The sequence below is a fragment of the Clostridium acetireducens DSM 10703 genome, assembly GCF_001758365.1.
Lineage (GTDB): Bacteria > Bacillota > Clostridia > Clostridiales > Clostridiaceae > Clostridium_C > Clostridium_C acetireducens.
Map to the genome: position 1 here is coordinate 106,757 of NZ_LZFO01000001.1, position 15,294 is coordinate 122,050.

At 26.2% G+C, this 15,294-nt stretch carries 11 protein-coding genes; 2 read left to right on the forward strand and 9 right to left on the reverse strand.

Annotated features, from left to right (window positions below; translation table 11 throughout):
• Positions 1–8: 8 nt before the first annotated feature.
• Together mutS and miaB are read right to left on the reverse strand one after the other, a co-directional pair.
• Positions 9–2,636: a DNA mismatch repair protein MutS gene (gene mutS / locus CLOACE_RS00535; protein ID WP_070109091.1), complete on the reverse strand. Its 2,628-nt coding sequence runs from the start codon at positions 2,634–2,636 to the stop codon at positions 9–11.
• A 73-nt stretch (positions 2,637–2,709) separates the two neighbouring features.
• Positions 2,710–4,053, reverse strand: coding sequence for a tRNA (N6-isopentenyl adenosine(37)-C2)-methylthiotransferase MiaB (gene miaB, locus CLOACE_RS00540; protein WP_070109092.1), 1,344 nt, complete (start codon positions 4,051–4,053; stop codon positions 2,710–2,712).
• A 335-nt stretch (positions 4,054–4,388) separates the two neighbouring features.
• On the opposite strand from miaB, the gene CLOACE_RS00545 reads away from it, so the two are divergent.
• Both CLOACE_RS00545 and CLOACE_RS00550 read left to right on the forward strand, forming a co-directional pair.
• The gene (locus CLOACE_RS00545) at positions 4,389–5,576 is read left to right on the forward strand and encodes an aminotransferase-like domain-containing protein (protein WP_070109093.1); all 1,188 of its coding nucleotides are present in this window, start codon (positions 4,389–4,391) and stop codon (positions 5,574–5,576) included.
• A gap of 237 nt (positions 5,577–5,813) precedes the next feature.
• The gene (locus CLOACE_RS00550) at positions 5,814–7,013 is read left to right on the forward strand and encodes a pyridoxal phosphate-dependent aminotransferase (protein ID WP_070109094.1); all 1,200 of its coding nucleotides are present in this window, start codon (positions 5,814–5,816) and stop codon (positions 7,011–7,013) included.
• A 35-nt stretch (positions 7,014–7,048) separates the two neighbouring features.
• Here CLOACE_RS00550 and CLOACE_RS00555 read toward each other — a convergent pair whose 3' ends face one another.
• The 7 genes from CLOACE_RS00555 to gluD all read right to left on the reverse strand — a co-directional run bounded on the left by CLOACE_RS00555 (position 7,049) and on the right by gluD (position 15,134).
• Entirely contained in the window at positions 7,049–7,924 is an 876-nt protein-coding gene (locus tag CLOACE_RS00555) for a GNAT family N-acetyltransferase (RefSeq protein WP_070109095.1), read from the reverse strand.
• 35 nt (positions 7,925–7,959) lie between these two features.
• Positions 7,960–9,033, reverse strand: a complete 1,074-nt coding sequence (locus CLOACE_RS00560) for a CotS family spore coat protein (RefSeq protein WP_070109096.1) — start codon at positions 9,031–9,033, stop codon at positions 7,960–7,962.
• 122 nt (positions 9,034–9,155) lie between these two features.
• Complete coding sequence (speD, locus tag CLOACE_RS00565; protein ID WP_070109097.1) at positions 9,156–9,539, reverse strand: adenosylmethionine decarboxylase; 384 nt, start codon at positions 9,537–9,539, stop codon at positions 9,156–9,158.
• Between the two features lie 232 nt (positions 9,540–9,771).
• Positions 9,772–11,724: a bifunctional 4-hydroxy-3-methylbut-2-enyl diphosphate reductase/30S ribosomal protein S1 gene (locus CLOACE_RS00570; RefSeq protein ID WP_070109098.1), complete on the reverse strand. Its 1,953-nt coding sequence runs from the start codon at positions 11,722–11,724 to the stop codon at positions 9,772–9,774.
• Between the two features lie 20 nt (positions 11,725–11,744).
• Positions 11,745–12,398, reverse strand: coding sequence for a (d)CMP kinase (cmk, locus tag CLOACE_RS00575; protein WP_070109099.1), 654 nt, complete (start codon positions 12,396–12,398; stop codon positions 11,745–11,747).
• Positions 12,399–12,492: 94 nt separating this feature from the next.
• Positions 12,493–13,716: a BaiN/RdsA family NAD(P)/FAD-dependent oxidoreductase gene (locus tag CLOACE_RS00580; RefSeq protein WP_070109100.1), complete on the reverse strand. Its 1,224-nt coding sequence runs from the start codon at positions 13,714–13,716 to the stop codon at positions 12,493–12,495.
• Between the two features lie 152 nt (positions 13,717–13,868).
• Positions 13,869–15,134 (reverse strand): NAD-specific glutamate dehydrogenase, encoded by a 1,266-nt coding sequence (gene gluD / locus CLOACE_RS00585; protein ID WP_070109101.1) that lies wholly within the window; start codon positions 15,132–15,134, stop codon positions 13,869–13,871.
• Positions 15,135–15,294 lie beyond the last annotated feature (160 nt).

The window sequence follows — 15,294 nt, forward strand, 5'->3', positions numbered from 1 at the left end:
CTTCCATTTTATAAAGTTTTAGATTTATTAATTATATCATATAACTTATTAAAGCTTTCAATAGGTGTCATATTTAGTATATCTATTGAAGCTATTTCTTTTATTAAATTTTCTTTTTGTATATCTATTAAATTAATTTGTTTTCTTTCAGGAGTTTTATCAATTTGTTTATTTTTTGTATTATTTATTTTACAGCTTTCAGATATATTTTCTATATTAATTTCATTATTATTGTCTTTTTCTATATTGCTTAAAATTTCTTTTGCTCTACGTATTACTTTATCAGGTAATCCAGCTAGCTTTGCTACTTCAATACCATAGGATTGATCTGCTCCTCCAGGTATTATTTTTCTTAAAAAAGCAATTTGACCTTTTATTTCTTTTACTGAAACAGAATAGTTTTTAACTCCTGGCACTAAGCCTTCCAATTTAGTAAGTTCATGATAGTGAGTAGCAAAAAGAGTTTTAGATTTTATATAGGAAGTATTACAAATATACTCAATTACAGACCAAGCAATGCTTAATCCATCAAAAGTACTAGTACCTCTACCTACTTCATCTAATAGTATAAGGCTTTTATTTGTAGCATTTTTTAATATATTAGATACTTCCCACATTTCCACCATAAATGTACTTTTGCCAGCAGCTAAATCGTCAGAGGCACCTATTCTAGTGAATATTTTATCACATATAGATATACTAGCGGATTTGGCTGGTACAAAACTTCCTATTTGAGCTAACAAAACAATTAAAGCTATTTGCCTCATATATGTAGATTTACCTGCCATATTAGGACCTGTTATTAAAAGAAGTTGTTCACTAGTATTATTTATAAAAGTATCATTATTTACAAATGTGCCTGTTTCTATCATTTTTTCTACTACAGGATGTCTTCCTTCTTTAATTATTATTTCATTATTATTATTTATTTCAGGTTTACAATAATTATTTTCTAGTGCAACTGTAGCAAGTGAACTTAGGCAATCTAAATTAGATATTATTTTTGCAGTTTTTTTCATTCTATCTACATGGTATTCTATTTCATTTCTAATATCTATAAATATTTCATATTCTAAGTTAATAAGTTTTTCTTCTGCACCTAAAACTTTGCTTTCCATATCTTTTAACTCTGGAGTTATATATCGCTCAGAGTTTGCTAAAGTTTGTTTTCTTATATATCTCTCCTCAGGTACAAGATTTAAATTGGATTTAGTTACTTCTATATAATAACCAAAAACCTTATTATATCCTATTTTTAAAGATTTTATTCCAGTAGATTCTTTTTCGCTATTTCCTAAAGAAGCAATCCATTCTTTGCCATGAGATTTTGCAGTTCTAAGTTCATCTACATTATTATTAAAGCCTTCTTTTATTATATTACCTTCTTTTAATGAAATAGAAGGATTATCTAATATAGAATTATTTATTAAAGAATATATATCTTTTAATTCATCTAATTGGCTATACATATTTTTTAATAAAGTGCTTTTACAGTTTTTTAGTAATATTTTTATTTCTGGTATTTTACTTATAGAATTTTTAAGAGATATTAATTCTTTAGCATTTACACTTTTACTGGATATTTTACCTACTATTCTTTCTATATCATAAATTTCTTTTAGCGAAGTTTTTAAATCTTCTTGTAATGATATATTTGATATTAGCTCTTCTAAGGCATCTAATCTATTTTCTATTTTTGTTTTATTTATAAGAGGTTGTTCAAGCCATCTTCTAAGCTCTCTAGCACCCATAGCAGTATTGCTTTTATCAATTACCCAAAGCAATGAACCTTTTTTAGTTTTATCTCTTAAAGTTTCTGTTATTTCTAGATTTCTTCTAGAATTTATATCTATACTTAAATAATCAATTATATTGTAATACTGAAAATTATTTATATGAGATAATGCTGTTTTTTGAGTGTTTATTATGTATTTAATTATCCCATTACTGCATTTAAGTAGAGTTTCTGAATAGTTTTCAAAGTTTAAATCTCCAAATTGTTTTTTTATAGTTTCTATAAAATCTTCTACAAAAAAGCTTTCAGTCAATTTAGTAAAAGAAGTATTAAATCTTTCTTTAATAGAATTTAAAATATCATCATCTATATTTTCTGGTATAAGTATTTCGGTAGGTTCAAATTTAGATATTTCATTTAATATTAAATGAATATCTAAGTTTGTATAAGTACAATAAAATTCACCAGTAGATATGTCGGCAAAACTTAATGCCGCAGTATCCTTATTTATGTATAAACTCATTATATAGTTATTTTCATTATCATCCAAGAAAGAAGAGTCTGTATAGGTTCCAGGAGTAATAACTTTTATTATATCTCTTTTAACTATACCTTTTGCAGTAGAAGGGTTTTCTAGTTGTTCACATAATGCTATTTTATAACCTCTATTTATTAGTTTAGATATATAAGAATTAGCGGCATGGTAAGGTATTCCACACATAGGTGCCCTTTCCTCTAATCCACAATCTCTTCCGGTAAGTACTAGTTCTAGTTCTTTAGCGGCAATTTTAGCATCTTCAAAAAACATTTCGTAGAAATCACCTAATCTAAAAAATAATATACAATCTTTGCATTTTTCTTTTATATTTAAATATTGCTGCATCATTGGAGTTAATGCCATTGTGTACCCTCCTTAAATTATATAAAAATACATTTAAGCAAATTTGTGCTAGTAAATATTTACTAGCACAAATTTATACTTCTTCACCAACTAGTGAAAAAGATTTAGCTTCTGTAATTTTCACATTAACTAATTTTCCTATGTGGTCAGCATTACCTGAAAAATTAACTAATTTAACAGTTCTAGTTCTACCTGTTAATTTAGTAGTGTCATTTTTACTTTTGCCTTCTACTAATACTTCTACAATCTTATTTTCATATTCTTTATTTTTTTTAGCGGATATTTCATTTACAACATCTACTAATCTGTTAAATCTATCATGTTTCGTATCTTCATCAATTTGATTTTCCATTTCATAGGCTGGAGTATTTTTTCGTTTTGAATATAAAAATGTAAAAGCCGAGTCAAATTCTACTTTTTTTATTAAATCTAAAGTTTCTTGAAAATCTTCTTCTGTTTCTCCAGGAAAACCTATTATAATATCAGTAGTTATAGATACATTTGGTATTTTGGACTTTATTTTATCAACTAGAGATAAATATTGTTCTTTTGTATAATTTCTATTCATTTTTTTAAGCAATCTACTTGAACCTGATTGAACTGGTAAATGAATATGTTCACATAATTTACTACATTTAGATATTACATCTATTACATCTTCTGTTAAATCTTTAGGATGAGATGTCATAAAGCGTATTCTTTCAATACCTTCTATTTTATTTAATCTCTCTAGTAGTTGTGCAAAATTAATTTTAGGTTCAATGCCTTTTCCATAGGAATTTACATTTTGCCCTAGTAAAGTAATCTCTTTATATCCTTTTGATACTAAATCTTTAATTTCTTTTTCTATATCTTCTGGTTTTCTACTTCTTTCTCTTCCTCTTACATAAGGAACAATACAGTAAGTGCAAAAATTATTACAACCATACATAATTGTAACAAAAGCTTTAATGCTACTTTCTCTATCTATAGGAATACCTTCCACTATTTCTTCTTCTTTATTGAAAACTTCTATTATAGGTTCATTTGATTGTAGGCATCTATTTAGATACTCTATAAATTTATGTGAATTATGAGTACCAAATATAATATCTACAAAAGGAAATCTTTTTATAATATCTTGTGCCATACCTTCTTGTTGCATCATACATCCACATACAGCAATTATAAGATTTGGATTTTTCTTTTTTAATTTTTTTAATGTACCTAAGTTACCGTATACTTTAAGTTCTGCATTTTCTCTAACGCAGCAAGTATTAAATATTATTAAATCTGCCTTTTCTTTAGAGCTAGATTTTATATATCCTATTTTTTTTAGCATTCCAGATAGTTTTTCAGAGTCTTCTTCATTCATTTGACAACCCCAAGTTTCAATAAAAAATAATTTACTGTTATTATTTTTTGATATTGTATTCATTTGGTTCACCTCTTAACTAAAATGTTAGTATTTATATAACTATAACTTTATATATTATACTATATTTTATATCTATTATCTATTTATTATTATTTTATAAAATTAATTTAGCATAAATTAACAAACTATTAATTTATAGAATAAAATCAAACAATACAATTAAGTAAAGTGTTATATGTTATGTTTTTATCAATATTAAAGCATTACATATGTTGTATTTTTATTTTAAAATTTCAGAATAAGAAGGATTTTTATAATATTTGTAGAATATATTTAATTGTCAGATAAATTAATAAAGTTTTTGTTTTTCAAATTTCTACGGGGGTGAATTTTTTATGAATATTAAATTTTCAGAAAGAGTTTCTAAACTAAAAGCATCAGAAATAAGAGAGTTACTAAAATTAACTGAAGAACCTGAAATAATATCTTTTGCAGGAGGATTACCTGCACCAGAATTATTTCCTAAGGAAAAGATGGAAGAAATAGCTGCTAAAGTAGTTAGAGAAGAAGGAGAAGCTGCTTTACAGTATGGATCCACAGAAGGTATACCAGCATTAAGAAAAATAATAGCTGAACAAAGATTAACAGCTGCTGGAATTAAAAATCCTAACAAAGATGAAATAATGCTTACTAGTGGTTCTCAACAAGGTATTGAATTTTCTGCTAAGATTTTTGTTAATGAAGGCGATGTAATAATTTGTGAAAGCCCTAGTTATTTAGGTGCTATAAACGCTTTCAAATCTTATCAACCAAAATTCGTAGAAGTTCCTATGGATGATGATGGTTTAATAGTAGAAGAATTAGAAAAAGCTATAAAAGAAAATCCAAATGCTAAAATGATTTATACAATACCTGATTTTCAAAACCCAACAGGCAAGAGATTACCAGCAGAAAGAAGAAAGAAAGTAGCAGAACTTGCTGCTAAGTATGAAATACCTGTAATAGAAGATGCTCCTTATGGAGAACTTTTATATGAAGGTGAAAAAATACCTTCAATTAAGAGCTTTGATGAAGCTGGTTATGTAGTTTATTTAGGAACTTTCTCAAAAACATTCTGCCCAGGTCTTAGATTAGGATGGGTTTATGCTACAGATGAAATATTACAAAAATATATTATAGTAAAACAAGGTGTTGACTTACAAACAAGTTCTTTTGACCAAAGACTTGCAGCTGCATTTATGAGTAAGTATGATTTAAATCAACATATAGCTGAAATCAACAAAGTTTATAAGAAACGTAGAGAGCTTATGTTTGATAGTATGGATAAGTACTTCCCTACAGGAGTAGAATATACTCGTCCTCAAGGTGGATTATTCCTATGGGTAACATTAAAAGAAGGAGTTGACGCAGCTGAATTAATGAAGGAAGCTTTAGCAGAAAAAGTTGCTTTTGTTCCAGGTGGAGCATTCTATCCTAATGGTGGAAATAAAAACCACTTTAGATTAAACTTCTCAAATATGACTGAAGATAAAATTGTAGAAGGAATTAAGAGATTAGGAAACGTTTTAAAGAAATATTATTAAAAACAATAATTTAAAATTTATTCCTATTAGGCTTTTGCCTAATAGGAAGAATTTTGAATTATTTTACATATATAAAAATTAAAAATAAAATATATACATAATGTCATTTTTAATATAGATAAATATAGAGATATATAATATAATAAAGTTAGTAAATAATATATAATTATTTTAACAATTGTATATTATTTAAAATATATATATAATAATTTTAAAAATGATTGGAGGATTTTTATTATGTCAAAAACATCAAACAGAATTAATGCAATGCAATTTTCCCCTATTAGAAAACTTGCTCCATTTGCTGATGAAGCAAAAAAGAAAGGTGTTCACGTTTATCACTTAAATATAGGACAACCTGATATTGAAACTCCTAAGACTTTCTTCGAAGGAATAAATGACTATGAAGGAAAAGTTCTTAAATATGCTGGTTCAAGAGGAATAGATGAATTAGTTGAAAGTTTTATAAAATATTATAAAGGCTGGAATGTCGATTTTAAACCAGAAAACATAATGGTAACAAATGGTGGTAGTGAAGCTATATTCATGACATTATTTACAATTTGTGATGTTGGAGATGAAATTATAGTACCTGCTCCATTCTATACAAACTATGTAAGCTTTGCTGCTGAAGCAGGAGTTAAAGTTGTACCATTTATAACAAAAGCTGAAGATGGATTCCACCTTCCAACTAAAGAAGAAATACTTGCTAAAGTAAACGATAAAACTAGAGCTATAATGCTTTCAAACCCAGGAAACCCAACTGGTGTTGTTTACACTAAAGAAGAATTAAGAATGTTAGGCGACATTGCTAAAGAAAAAGACTTATATTTAATAGCTGATGAAGTTTATAGAGAATTCGTATATGATGGATTAAAATATACTTCATTATTATCATTCAAAGATTTAGAAGATAGAGTAATCGTTATCGATAGTATTTCAAAACGTTATAGTGCTTGTGGTGCTAGAATAGGTATGGCTGGATCATTAAATACAGAAGTAATGGGTCAAATGATGAAATTAGCTCAAACAAGATTATGTGTTCCTACAATTGAACAATTTGCTGCAGCTAACTTAATCAATACACCAGCTAGCTATTTTGAAGAAACTAATGCAGAATATGATAGAAGAAGAAACATATTATTTGATGGATTAAAGAAAATACCTGGAGTTATATGTGAAAAACCAACAGGTGCTTTCTATATAGTAGCTAAATTACCAGTTAAAGATGCAGAAGCTTTTGCAACATGGATGTTAACAGACTTTAACAAAGACGGTAAGACTGTTATGGTAGCTCCAGCTGCAGGATTCTACGGTGTTGACGGTGTAGGTTTAGATGAAGTTAGACTTTCATACTGCTTAAATTGCGACGACTTAGCAGATGCTATGAAAATATTTGCAGAAGGTATAGCTGAATATAAAAAAATTGAAAAATAATATAAAATAAACAAAAAGGTAAGGAATAAAATTCCTTACCTTTTAATTTCCCATATACATTTTTCAGATTTAATTTTAAAACCTAATTTTTTATATAAATTTAAGGCAATAGTATTATTCATATCTACATTTATATAGGCTTTTTTAAAGCCTTCTATTTTTAATATATTTATAAGGTATTTTAGAAGTTCTTCTCCATATCCCTTGCCTCTATATGAATTTAATATGCCTACATTAACTATTATAGGTATGTTGTTTTGAATTATTATTTGACCATAACCTATATATGTATCTTTTTTTTTAACTAATATAGAACCCCGGTCAAAATAATAATTTTGATTTTCATCATAAAATATATCCTCTATAGTTAAAGGAACTCTATTAGGATTTTTAAATACTGTATTTTGTATATAGCATCGAATATTTTCTTCACTACCTAATTTTAATGAAGAAAAACTAATTTCATCATTATTAAATTTAAAATTAAAGCTTTTATTTAGTAATAAACTCAATTTTAAAACTCCTGAAACATTACTAAATCCTAATTGCTTTAATATTTTAAAATTAAATCCATTGTTTTCACAATGAAAATTAAAAGTTGCATTGATTTTTAATGAATTTAAAAGCAATGAGCAAGCTTTCTTTAAATTTATATTGGTATAATATACAATGTTTAAAGCATTTATAGTATAATTGTATTTATTATTAGGAGTAAACCATAAATATCCTACATAGTTAGAATCATAAGAAAGTAAATAAACCCTTTTTCTAAGTAATATTCGCTGAGCAAAATTACTTGTATTATATATATCAAAAAAATTTTCGTTTAATGTATTAAATATATACCTTCTGCCATTTAATTTTTTTAAAAATTTTATATTAATATTATTTAATCTAATACATTTATACATTCATATATAAATCCCCTTTAAAAGTTTTAGTTTTTTTATTTATACGTATCTAAATAATTTAAGTAATCACTTAAAAAAATATTTTCTAATTTAACTGTTCTAAGTATTTTGTTTAATTTTTTTAAATATTTAATTTCTGACCAATTTTTATGCTTAAAGTATCTTTTTTTTCCTAATTTGCAAAATTTATGTGGAAACATGATTAAAGATATCATTATTTCCAATTCATTTTTAGAAAGTTTATTAATTGAATTATAGGATTCTATTAATATTTTAGCTTTTTTAAAATCCCAACTATAGGTTTTTTTAGACATTAATCGTCGAATTAATTTACCTACATCATTTACATGAATATCAAAAATTATGCTATCTAAATCAATAATATAATATTCTTCATTCATTTTAATTATATTTTGATAGTAAAAGCTATCGTGACATATGGTTTTATTTCTATTAGCTTCTTTAGAAAATTTATAATATTGAGAGTGATTTAATAAATTTAAAGCCAAAATTCCTCTATTATAAAATGTGTTAATATTCTCTAAATATATTATATCAAATTCTGTTTTTATTTTTCTTTTATTTATTATTTTTTTTATATTATCTAAATTTTTTAAATTATTATAAAATATATTAGGCCAATTTTTTAAATTGTTTTTTAACTTAAATTTTTTTATATTAACTTTAGAAGAATAAAGATGAAACTTAGCTAAAAGTTTCATACAATCTACAGCTTCATTTAAATTTTTTAAATCACATTCTCTTCCATCTACCCATTTAGTAGCATAAAAAAAGTACTTCTTGTATTTTATAAATAAATGATCCTCTTTCGTTTTTATATAAGGTGGTGTATTATAAAATCCTAGTTTGTGAAGTTCTTTTACTAAATTATATCCATTTCTAACTTTGTATCTTCCATGTTTAAATTTTTTTAAACATATATTACCTTGAGAAGTTTCTACTTTATATACGCTTCTCACTTTATATATAGACATTATATCACTAAAGTTATAATTTTTTAATATTCTATAAACAAAAGAAGTTTCATCTCTACTAAGTTTTTTTTCTAGTTCTTTTTCCTGGTTTGATGCAAACTTATTATACTCCATTTATATACCTCCAAATTAGTTGTACCTTAGTAAATTATATTATTTTTTAAATTAAATATTACTTTACTATTATAAGTTAAAACAATAATTAAGAGGTATAATTTAAAATTAATTTAATACTTCTATATAATAGAAGCTTTTTTTACACATACAGACTGATCAAATAATCCCCTTTTTACTTCTGTAGCTGTCATATTTTTAGCTTCAAGCCATTCTGTTATATAGTTGCAAGCATCCCAAGGGTTTATTCTATCGCCACAAGTAAATACGTCTACGGCTGCATATCCTAATTCTGGCCATGTATGTATGGTAAGATGTGATTCAGATATAACTACAACTCCACTAACTCCTTGAGGACTAAATTTATGAAAAGCCACTTCTCTAACTTCAGCACCTGATTTAAGAGCAGAGTCTACCATGATTTTTTCTATAAAATCTTTATTGTCTAACATTTCGGCATTACATCCATAAATTTCAGCTAAAATATGTCTTCCTAATGTATTCATTTCTTACCATTACCTCCCTTTGTAATTCAATAAATTTAACAAGTAAATTTTATCAAAAATATGAAAAAAGTCAATATAATACGTTAAATTTTTTATTTTTTTACTATTTGCTCTAGTTTAGTCTAATTTTCTTCATAAACCTTTTATAAGTATATATTTTAATAAAAAAATGCGTGTTATATTTTATATTAACACGCATTTCAATAAAATATTCTATTTAAATTTTTAAATATTATTCTATAGATGCTACTTCTTTAATACTTAGTCCTATTTTTTTATCTTCTTTATTTACATCTATAATTTTTGCCTTTATCTGTTGACCAACTTTTAATACATCACTTGGTTTATTGATTCTATCACTGCTTATTTCAGAAATATGCACTAAAGCATCTACTCCAGGTTCTAATTCAACAAAAGCTCCAAAGTTAGCAAATCTAACTACTTTTCCAAGTACTATATTTCCTAAAGGATATTTTATATCTACATTATTCCAAGGATTTTCAGTAGCTTTTTTTATGCTAAGAGATAGTTTTCTATTTTCTTTATCTACATCAATAATATAAACTTTTATTTTTTGACCAATTTCTAGAACATCTTCTGGTTTTTCTACTCTACCCCAAGATATTTCAGAAACGTGTAATAGTCCATCTACTCCATTAATATCAACAAAAGCTCCAAAATTAGTTAATCTTTTAACTTCTCCTTCTACTATAGTATCCTTTTGTATACAATCCCAAGCTGCTTTTTCTTTTTCTAATTTTTCAGATTTAAGAATGCTTCTTCTAGAAGCTACTATTCTATTAAACTTTTTACCTATTACAAGTTCTATTATTTTAACATTTAACTTTTTATTTAAGTATAATTCTAAATCATCTACATGAGATAATTCTATATGAGATGCAGGTATAAATACTCTAACATCTTTATAATTTGATACTAAGCCACCATTTACAACTTTAGTTACTTCTACTTCTATTGTAGTTTTGTTGTCTAAAGCCTCTTTTAATTCCTTGTAAACCTCTTCTCTTTTTTTATTTATTTCTTCTCTTTTTAATTCAATTATAGATAAAACTACTTGACCGTTTTCATTTCTTCTTTTTATGATTTTAGCTTCTACTTTATCACCTACATTTACTAAGTCGGATATTTTAGCATCTGGTTCTTTAGTTATTTCTTTTAATGGTAATAGAGCTTCTTTTTTATCTTTAATGTCTATTAAAGCGGAATTATCATCTAATTGAATAACTTCACCACTTATTGTTTTTCCAACAACTATACTTATTTCATTTTCATTCATATACTCTTCCATATATTTTTGTTGTTCAGTTAATTCTTGATTATTTTCGTTGTTCATTTTTAAAATTGCCTCCTTTATAATCCAATCTGGTGTTGAAGCACCAGCAGTAATACCTACTTGATTTATATTATTATAATTTTTTATATATTTAGGAATTTCTTTTGCGTTTTCTATGTGTATTGTGTTACTGCAATTATCTTTGCATATTTCGTAAAGTTTTGTAGTATTAGAACTATTTTTTCCGCCTATTACTACCATTAAATCTGATTTTTTAGATAAAATACTGGCAGCTAATTGTCTTTCATCTGTAGCACTACATATTGTGTTAAAAGCAACAATTTCTTTGCTTGTTTTTACTATTTTGCACAACACTTTTTCCCAATTTTCTTTTTTTTCGGTAGTTTGACATACTACACATATTTTATTTAAATTTTTTAAGGAAATATTATCACCATTTTTAGATATAATGGCTTCATTATTACACCAGCCATTTATTCCAATAACTTCTGGATGAAATTTATCTCCTACTATTACTATTTTATATTTTAAATCATAGTATTTTTTTACTATTTGTTGAATATTTGATACAAAAGGACAAGTTGCATTTACTATTGTTAATTTTTTATTTTTTAGCATTTCTAATGTTTGGTAAGAAACACCATGAGAACGTATTATTACTATGTCTCCTTCTTTTAAAGTATCTAATTTATCCATTTCTATAGGATATATATTATTATCTTTAAGATAATTTACAGCATCGTTATTATGTATAAGGGGACCTAGTGTATATATTTTTGTATTGTACTTTTTTTTAGTATTTAAAGCTGTATCTACAGCTCGTTTCACTCCAAAGCAAAAACCTGCTTTTTCAGCTAAAGTTATATTCATTTGCTTTTCACCTCATATAATTAAAGCTTACTATTTATAATATGGTATATTTTATTTACCACTTGTTCTATTGTTAAATTAGATGAATCTATTTCTATAGCATCTGAAGCTTTATATAAAGGATTTGTTTTTCTATGAGTATCTATATAATCTCTTTTTATTATATCATCTAATATATTATTATATTCTACTTTAATTCCTTTATTTATTAGTTCATTAAACCTCCTTTTAGCTCTTTCTTCTGGGGATGCATTTAAATAAAATTTAAAAGGTGCATCTTTTAAAACTACTGTTCCTATATCTCTACCATCCATAATTACATTATATTTTTTTGATATTTTTTTTTGTAGATCAACTAACTTTTCTCTAACTTCTGGCACAGCAGCGTAATTGGATACATTTTTACTTATTTCAGGTAAAATTATTTCATTTGTTACATCTACATCATTTACAATTAATCTATTATTAATAAATTTCATATCTAGTGAATTTATTAATTTACATAAAGATTCTATATCATTTGGTTGAACATTGTTTTTAAGTGCAAATAAAGTAACAGCTCTATACATAAAGCCAGTATTTATATACATTAAGTTAAATTTATCAGACAGTATTTTTGCAATAGTGCTTTTTCCTGCACCAGCAGGACCGTCTATAGCTATTGAAATTTTCATATTTCATTCTTCCGCCTTTCTGATATATATATTCTATAAAAATCATAAAAATCCTTTAAAATCCTTTAATTTCAATATATAAAGTTGAATTGTTTTATATTATAGAATTACCAGCTAAATAGCCTGTAGATAGTGCTATTTGTATATTAAATCCTCCAGTATAAGCATCTACATCTATTATTTCGCCAGCAAAGTACAAATTACTTATTATCTTAGAATTAAGATTAGAAGGATTTATTTCTTTTGTATTTATACCTCCAGCGGTAATTATAGCTTCTTCTATAGGTCTTAAACCTTTTATGTTAAGTTGGAAATTTTGTATTATTTTTATTAAATTTTTTCTTTCTTCTTTTGTAATTAAGTTAACTTTTTTATTTTCATCTATATTAGATAATTTTATTATTGTATTTATTAATTTTTTAGGTAATAAATCTCCTAAGGAGTTTTTAAACATTTTATTTGAATATTTCATAAAATCCTTTTGAATTCTTTTATCTAATTCTTCAAAATTCAAAGCAGGTTTTAAATTAATTACTGCTTTTAAATTTATTCTATTATTAACTAACCTACTACCACTTAACACTATAGGACCAGATATACCAAAGTGAGTAAATATCATTTCTCCAAAGGCATTGTATAAGCACTTATTTTTGTTATCTTTAATACTTAGTTCTACATTTTTTAAAGATAAACCTTGTATATCTTTAATCCAATTTTCTTCTACTTCTATTGGAACTAATGCAGGTTTTGGTTCTATAATGCTATGACCTAGTTTTTTAGCAAATTTAAGTCCATCACCAGTAGAACCTGTTTGAGGATAAGATAAACCTCCAGTACATAGAATAAAATAATCTCCTTTTATTATTTTACCATCTTCTAGCTGTATTGAATTTATTTTATTATTAGCAGTATTAAATTTATTTACTTTTGAATTAAGCAATATATTTATATGTTTTTTTATTAACTCTTTTTCTAAAGTAGAAATTACATCTGAAGATTTATCTGAAAAAGGAAATATTCTATCTCCTCTTTCTAATTTTAACTTTAATCCTAAATTGTTAAAAAAATTTATGGTATCTTGATTAGTAAAGGAGTATAGTGCACTGTATAAAAAGTTAGCATTACCAGGTATATAATCAAAAAACTCGCTTATATCTTTGGCATTAGTTATATTACATCTTCCTTTACCAGTTATAAAAAGCTTTTTACCTAATTTTTCATTTTTTTCTATTAATATCACTTTATTATTGTTATTTGAAGCAGAAATAGCAGCCATCATACCTGCTGGACCTCCACCTATTACGATTACTACTGGCATTTATATACACCTCGTTTAAAATTATTGTATCTATTGTTATATTTATAGTATATACTTAACTTTATATTTTTAAAGTAATTATATGAATTAGCATAATATAAAACAAAAGAACCTGACAAAGCAGGTTCTTTTGTTTTATATTATTAAGAGAATTAGTACCATCCTCTAAGTTTCATTGCAGTAGCAACTTTCTTAATTGAGTGCATGTAAGCAGCTTGTCTCATTGGTACATTGTATTCTTCTTTGATAGCCCAAATAGCGTTGAATGCATCAACCATAGCTTTTTCTTCTCTTTCATTAACTGTTTCTTCATCCCAATAGTATCCATATAAGTTTTGTACCCATTCGAAGTATGAAACAGTAACTCCACCAGCGTTAGTTAATATATCTGGAGTTAATGTAATTCCTCTTTCGTTGATTATTTCATCAGCGTCTGGAGTAGTTGGACCGTTAGCAGCTTCGCAGATAAGTTTAGCATTTATCTTCTTAGCTACATCAGCAGTTATAGCGTTTTCAAGAGCTGCTGGAATTAATATATCAACGTTTAATGCCCAGAATTCATCCATAGTGATTCTCTTTGATCCTGGGAATTCTAATAAGTTTCCGTTTTTAGCCATATGATCAAGCATAGCTTGTCCGTCTAATCCTTTTTCGTTGTATATAGCATATGGACCTGCTTCTGGGCACCATTCTGCCATAGCTACAACAGTACCACCTAATTTTTCGCAGTTGATAACTGTTGATCCACCAACGTTACCTATACCTTGGATAGCTAAGTTAGCTTTCTTTAAATCAATTCCTAATTTTTTAGCTGCTTCTCTAGTTGTAACAGCAACACCATATCCAGTTGCAGGACCTCTTCCTTTTGATCCACCGAATTCTACTGGTTTACCAGTTATTACTCCAAGAGCACTTTGTCCAACTAATTTGTTGTATTCGTCAACCATCCAAGCCATGATTTGTCCGTTAGTACCAACGTCTGGTGCTGGAACGTCAACTTTTTCTCCTATTAATTTATATATTCCATCGATGTATCCTCTACATAATCTTTCTAATTCACCTTTTGATAATTTGCTAGGATCAACTATGATACCACCTTTACCACCACCATAAGGGATACCTGTTACTGAGCATTTGAATGTCATCCAAATTGATAAAGCTTTAACTTCATCATAAGAAACGTTTGGATGGAATCTTACTCCACCTTTAGTTGGTCCAACAGCATCGTTATGTTGAGCTCTGAATCCTTTAAATACTTTTAATGAACCATCATCCATTTTTACTGGAATTGATACTTCAATAACTTTTAGTGGTTCCTTTAGTAATTCGTAAACTGCAGGTTCCATTCCTAATTTGTCACAAGCTTTTTTAACTTGTTTTTGAGCACTTTCAAATGGGTTTAAGTTTTCTTTTGCCATATTAAAATACCTCCTAAATGAATTAAATTAACTTTTACTTATTTTTTTATATCTTAATTTTCTTACACTATATATATTCGATAAATTTTGCAAGAATCCTTCTTTTTTTAAAAACTTTTTTTAAATTTAGAATATTTTTTTATATTTTAATAAAACCCTT

Coding starts and splice junctions, on each gene's coding strand:
- CLOACE_RS00560 (WP_070109096.1), bottom strand. CDS start 9,033: ATGGAGTATAATAAGTTTGCATCAAACCAGGAAAAAGAACTAGAAAAA.
- speD (WP_070109097.1), bottom strand. CDS start 9,539: ATGAATACATTAGGAAGACATATTTTAGCTGAAATTTATGGATGTAAT.
- miaB (WP_070109092.1), bottom strand. CDS start 4,053: ATGAATACAATATCAAAAAATAATAACAGTAAATTATTTTTTATTGAA.
- CLOACE_RS00545 (WP_070109093.1), top strand. CDS start 4,389: ATGAATATTAAATTTTCAGAAAGAGTTTCTAAACTAAAAGCATCAGAA.
- cmk (WP_070109099.1), bottom strand. CDS start 12,398: ATGAAAATTTCAATAGCTATAGACGGTCCTGCTGGTGCAGGAAAAAGC.
- gluD (WP_070109101.1), bottom strand. CDS start 15,134: ATGGCAAAAGAAAACTTAAACCCATTTGAAAGTGCTCAAAAACAAGTT.
- CLOACE_RS00550 (WP_070109094.1), top strand. CDS start 5,814: ATGTCAAAAACATCAAACAGAATTAATGCAATGCAATTTTCCCCTATT.
- mutS (WP_070109091.1), bottom strand. CDS start 2,636: ATGGCATTAACTCCAATGATGCAGCAATATTTAAATATAAAAGAAAAA.
- CLOACE_RS00570 (WP_070109098.1), bottom strand. CDS start 11,724: ATGAATATAACTTTAGCTGAAAAAGCAGGTTTTTGCTTTGGAGTGAAA.
- CLOACE_RS00555 (WP_070109095.1), bottom strand. CDS start 7,924: ATGTATAAATGTATTAGATTAAATAATATTAATATAAAATTTTTAAAA.
- CLOACE_RS00580 (WP_070109100.1), bottom strand. CDS start 13,716: ATGCCAGTAGTAATCGTAATAGGTGGAGGTCCAGCAGGTATGATGGCT.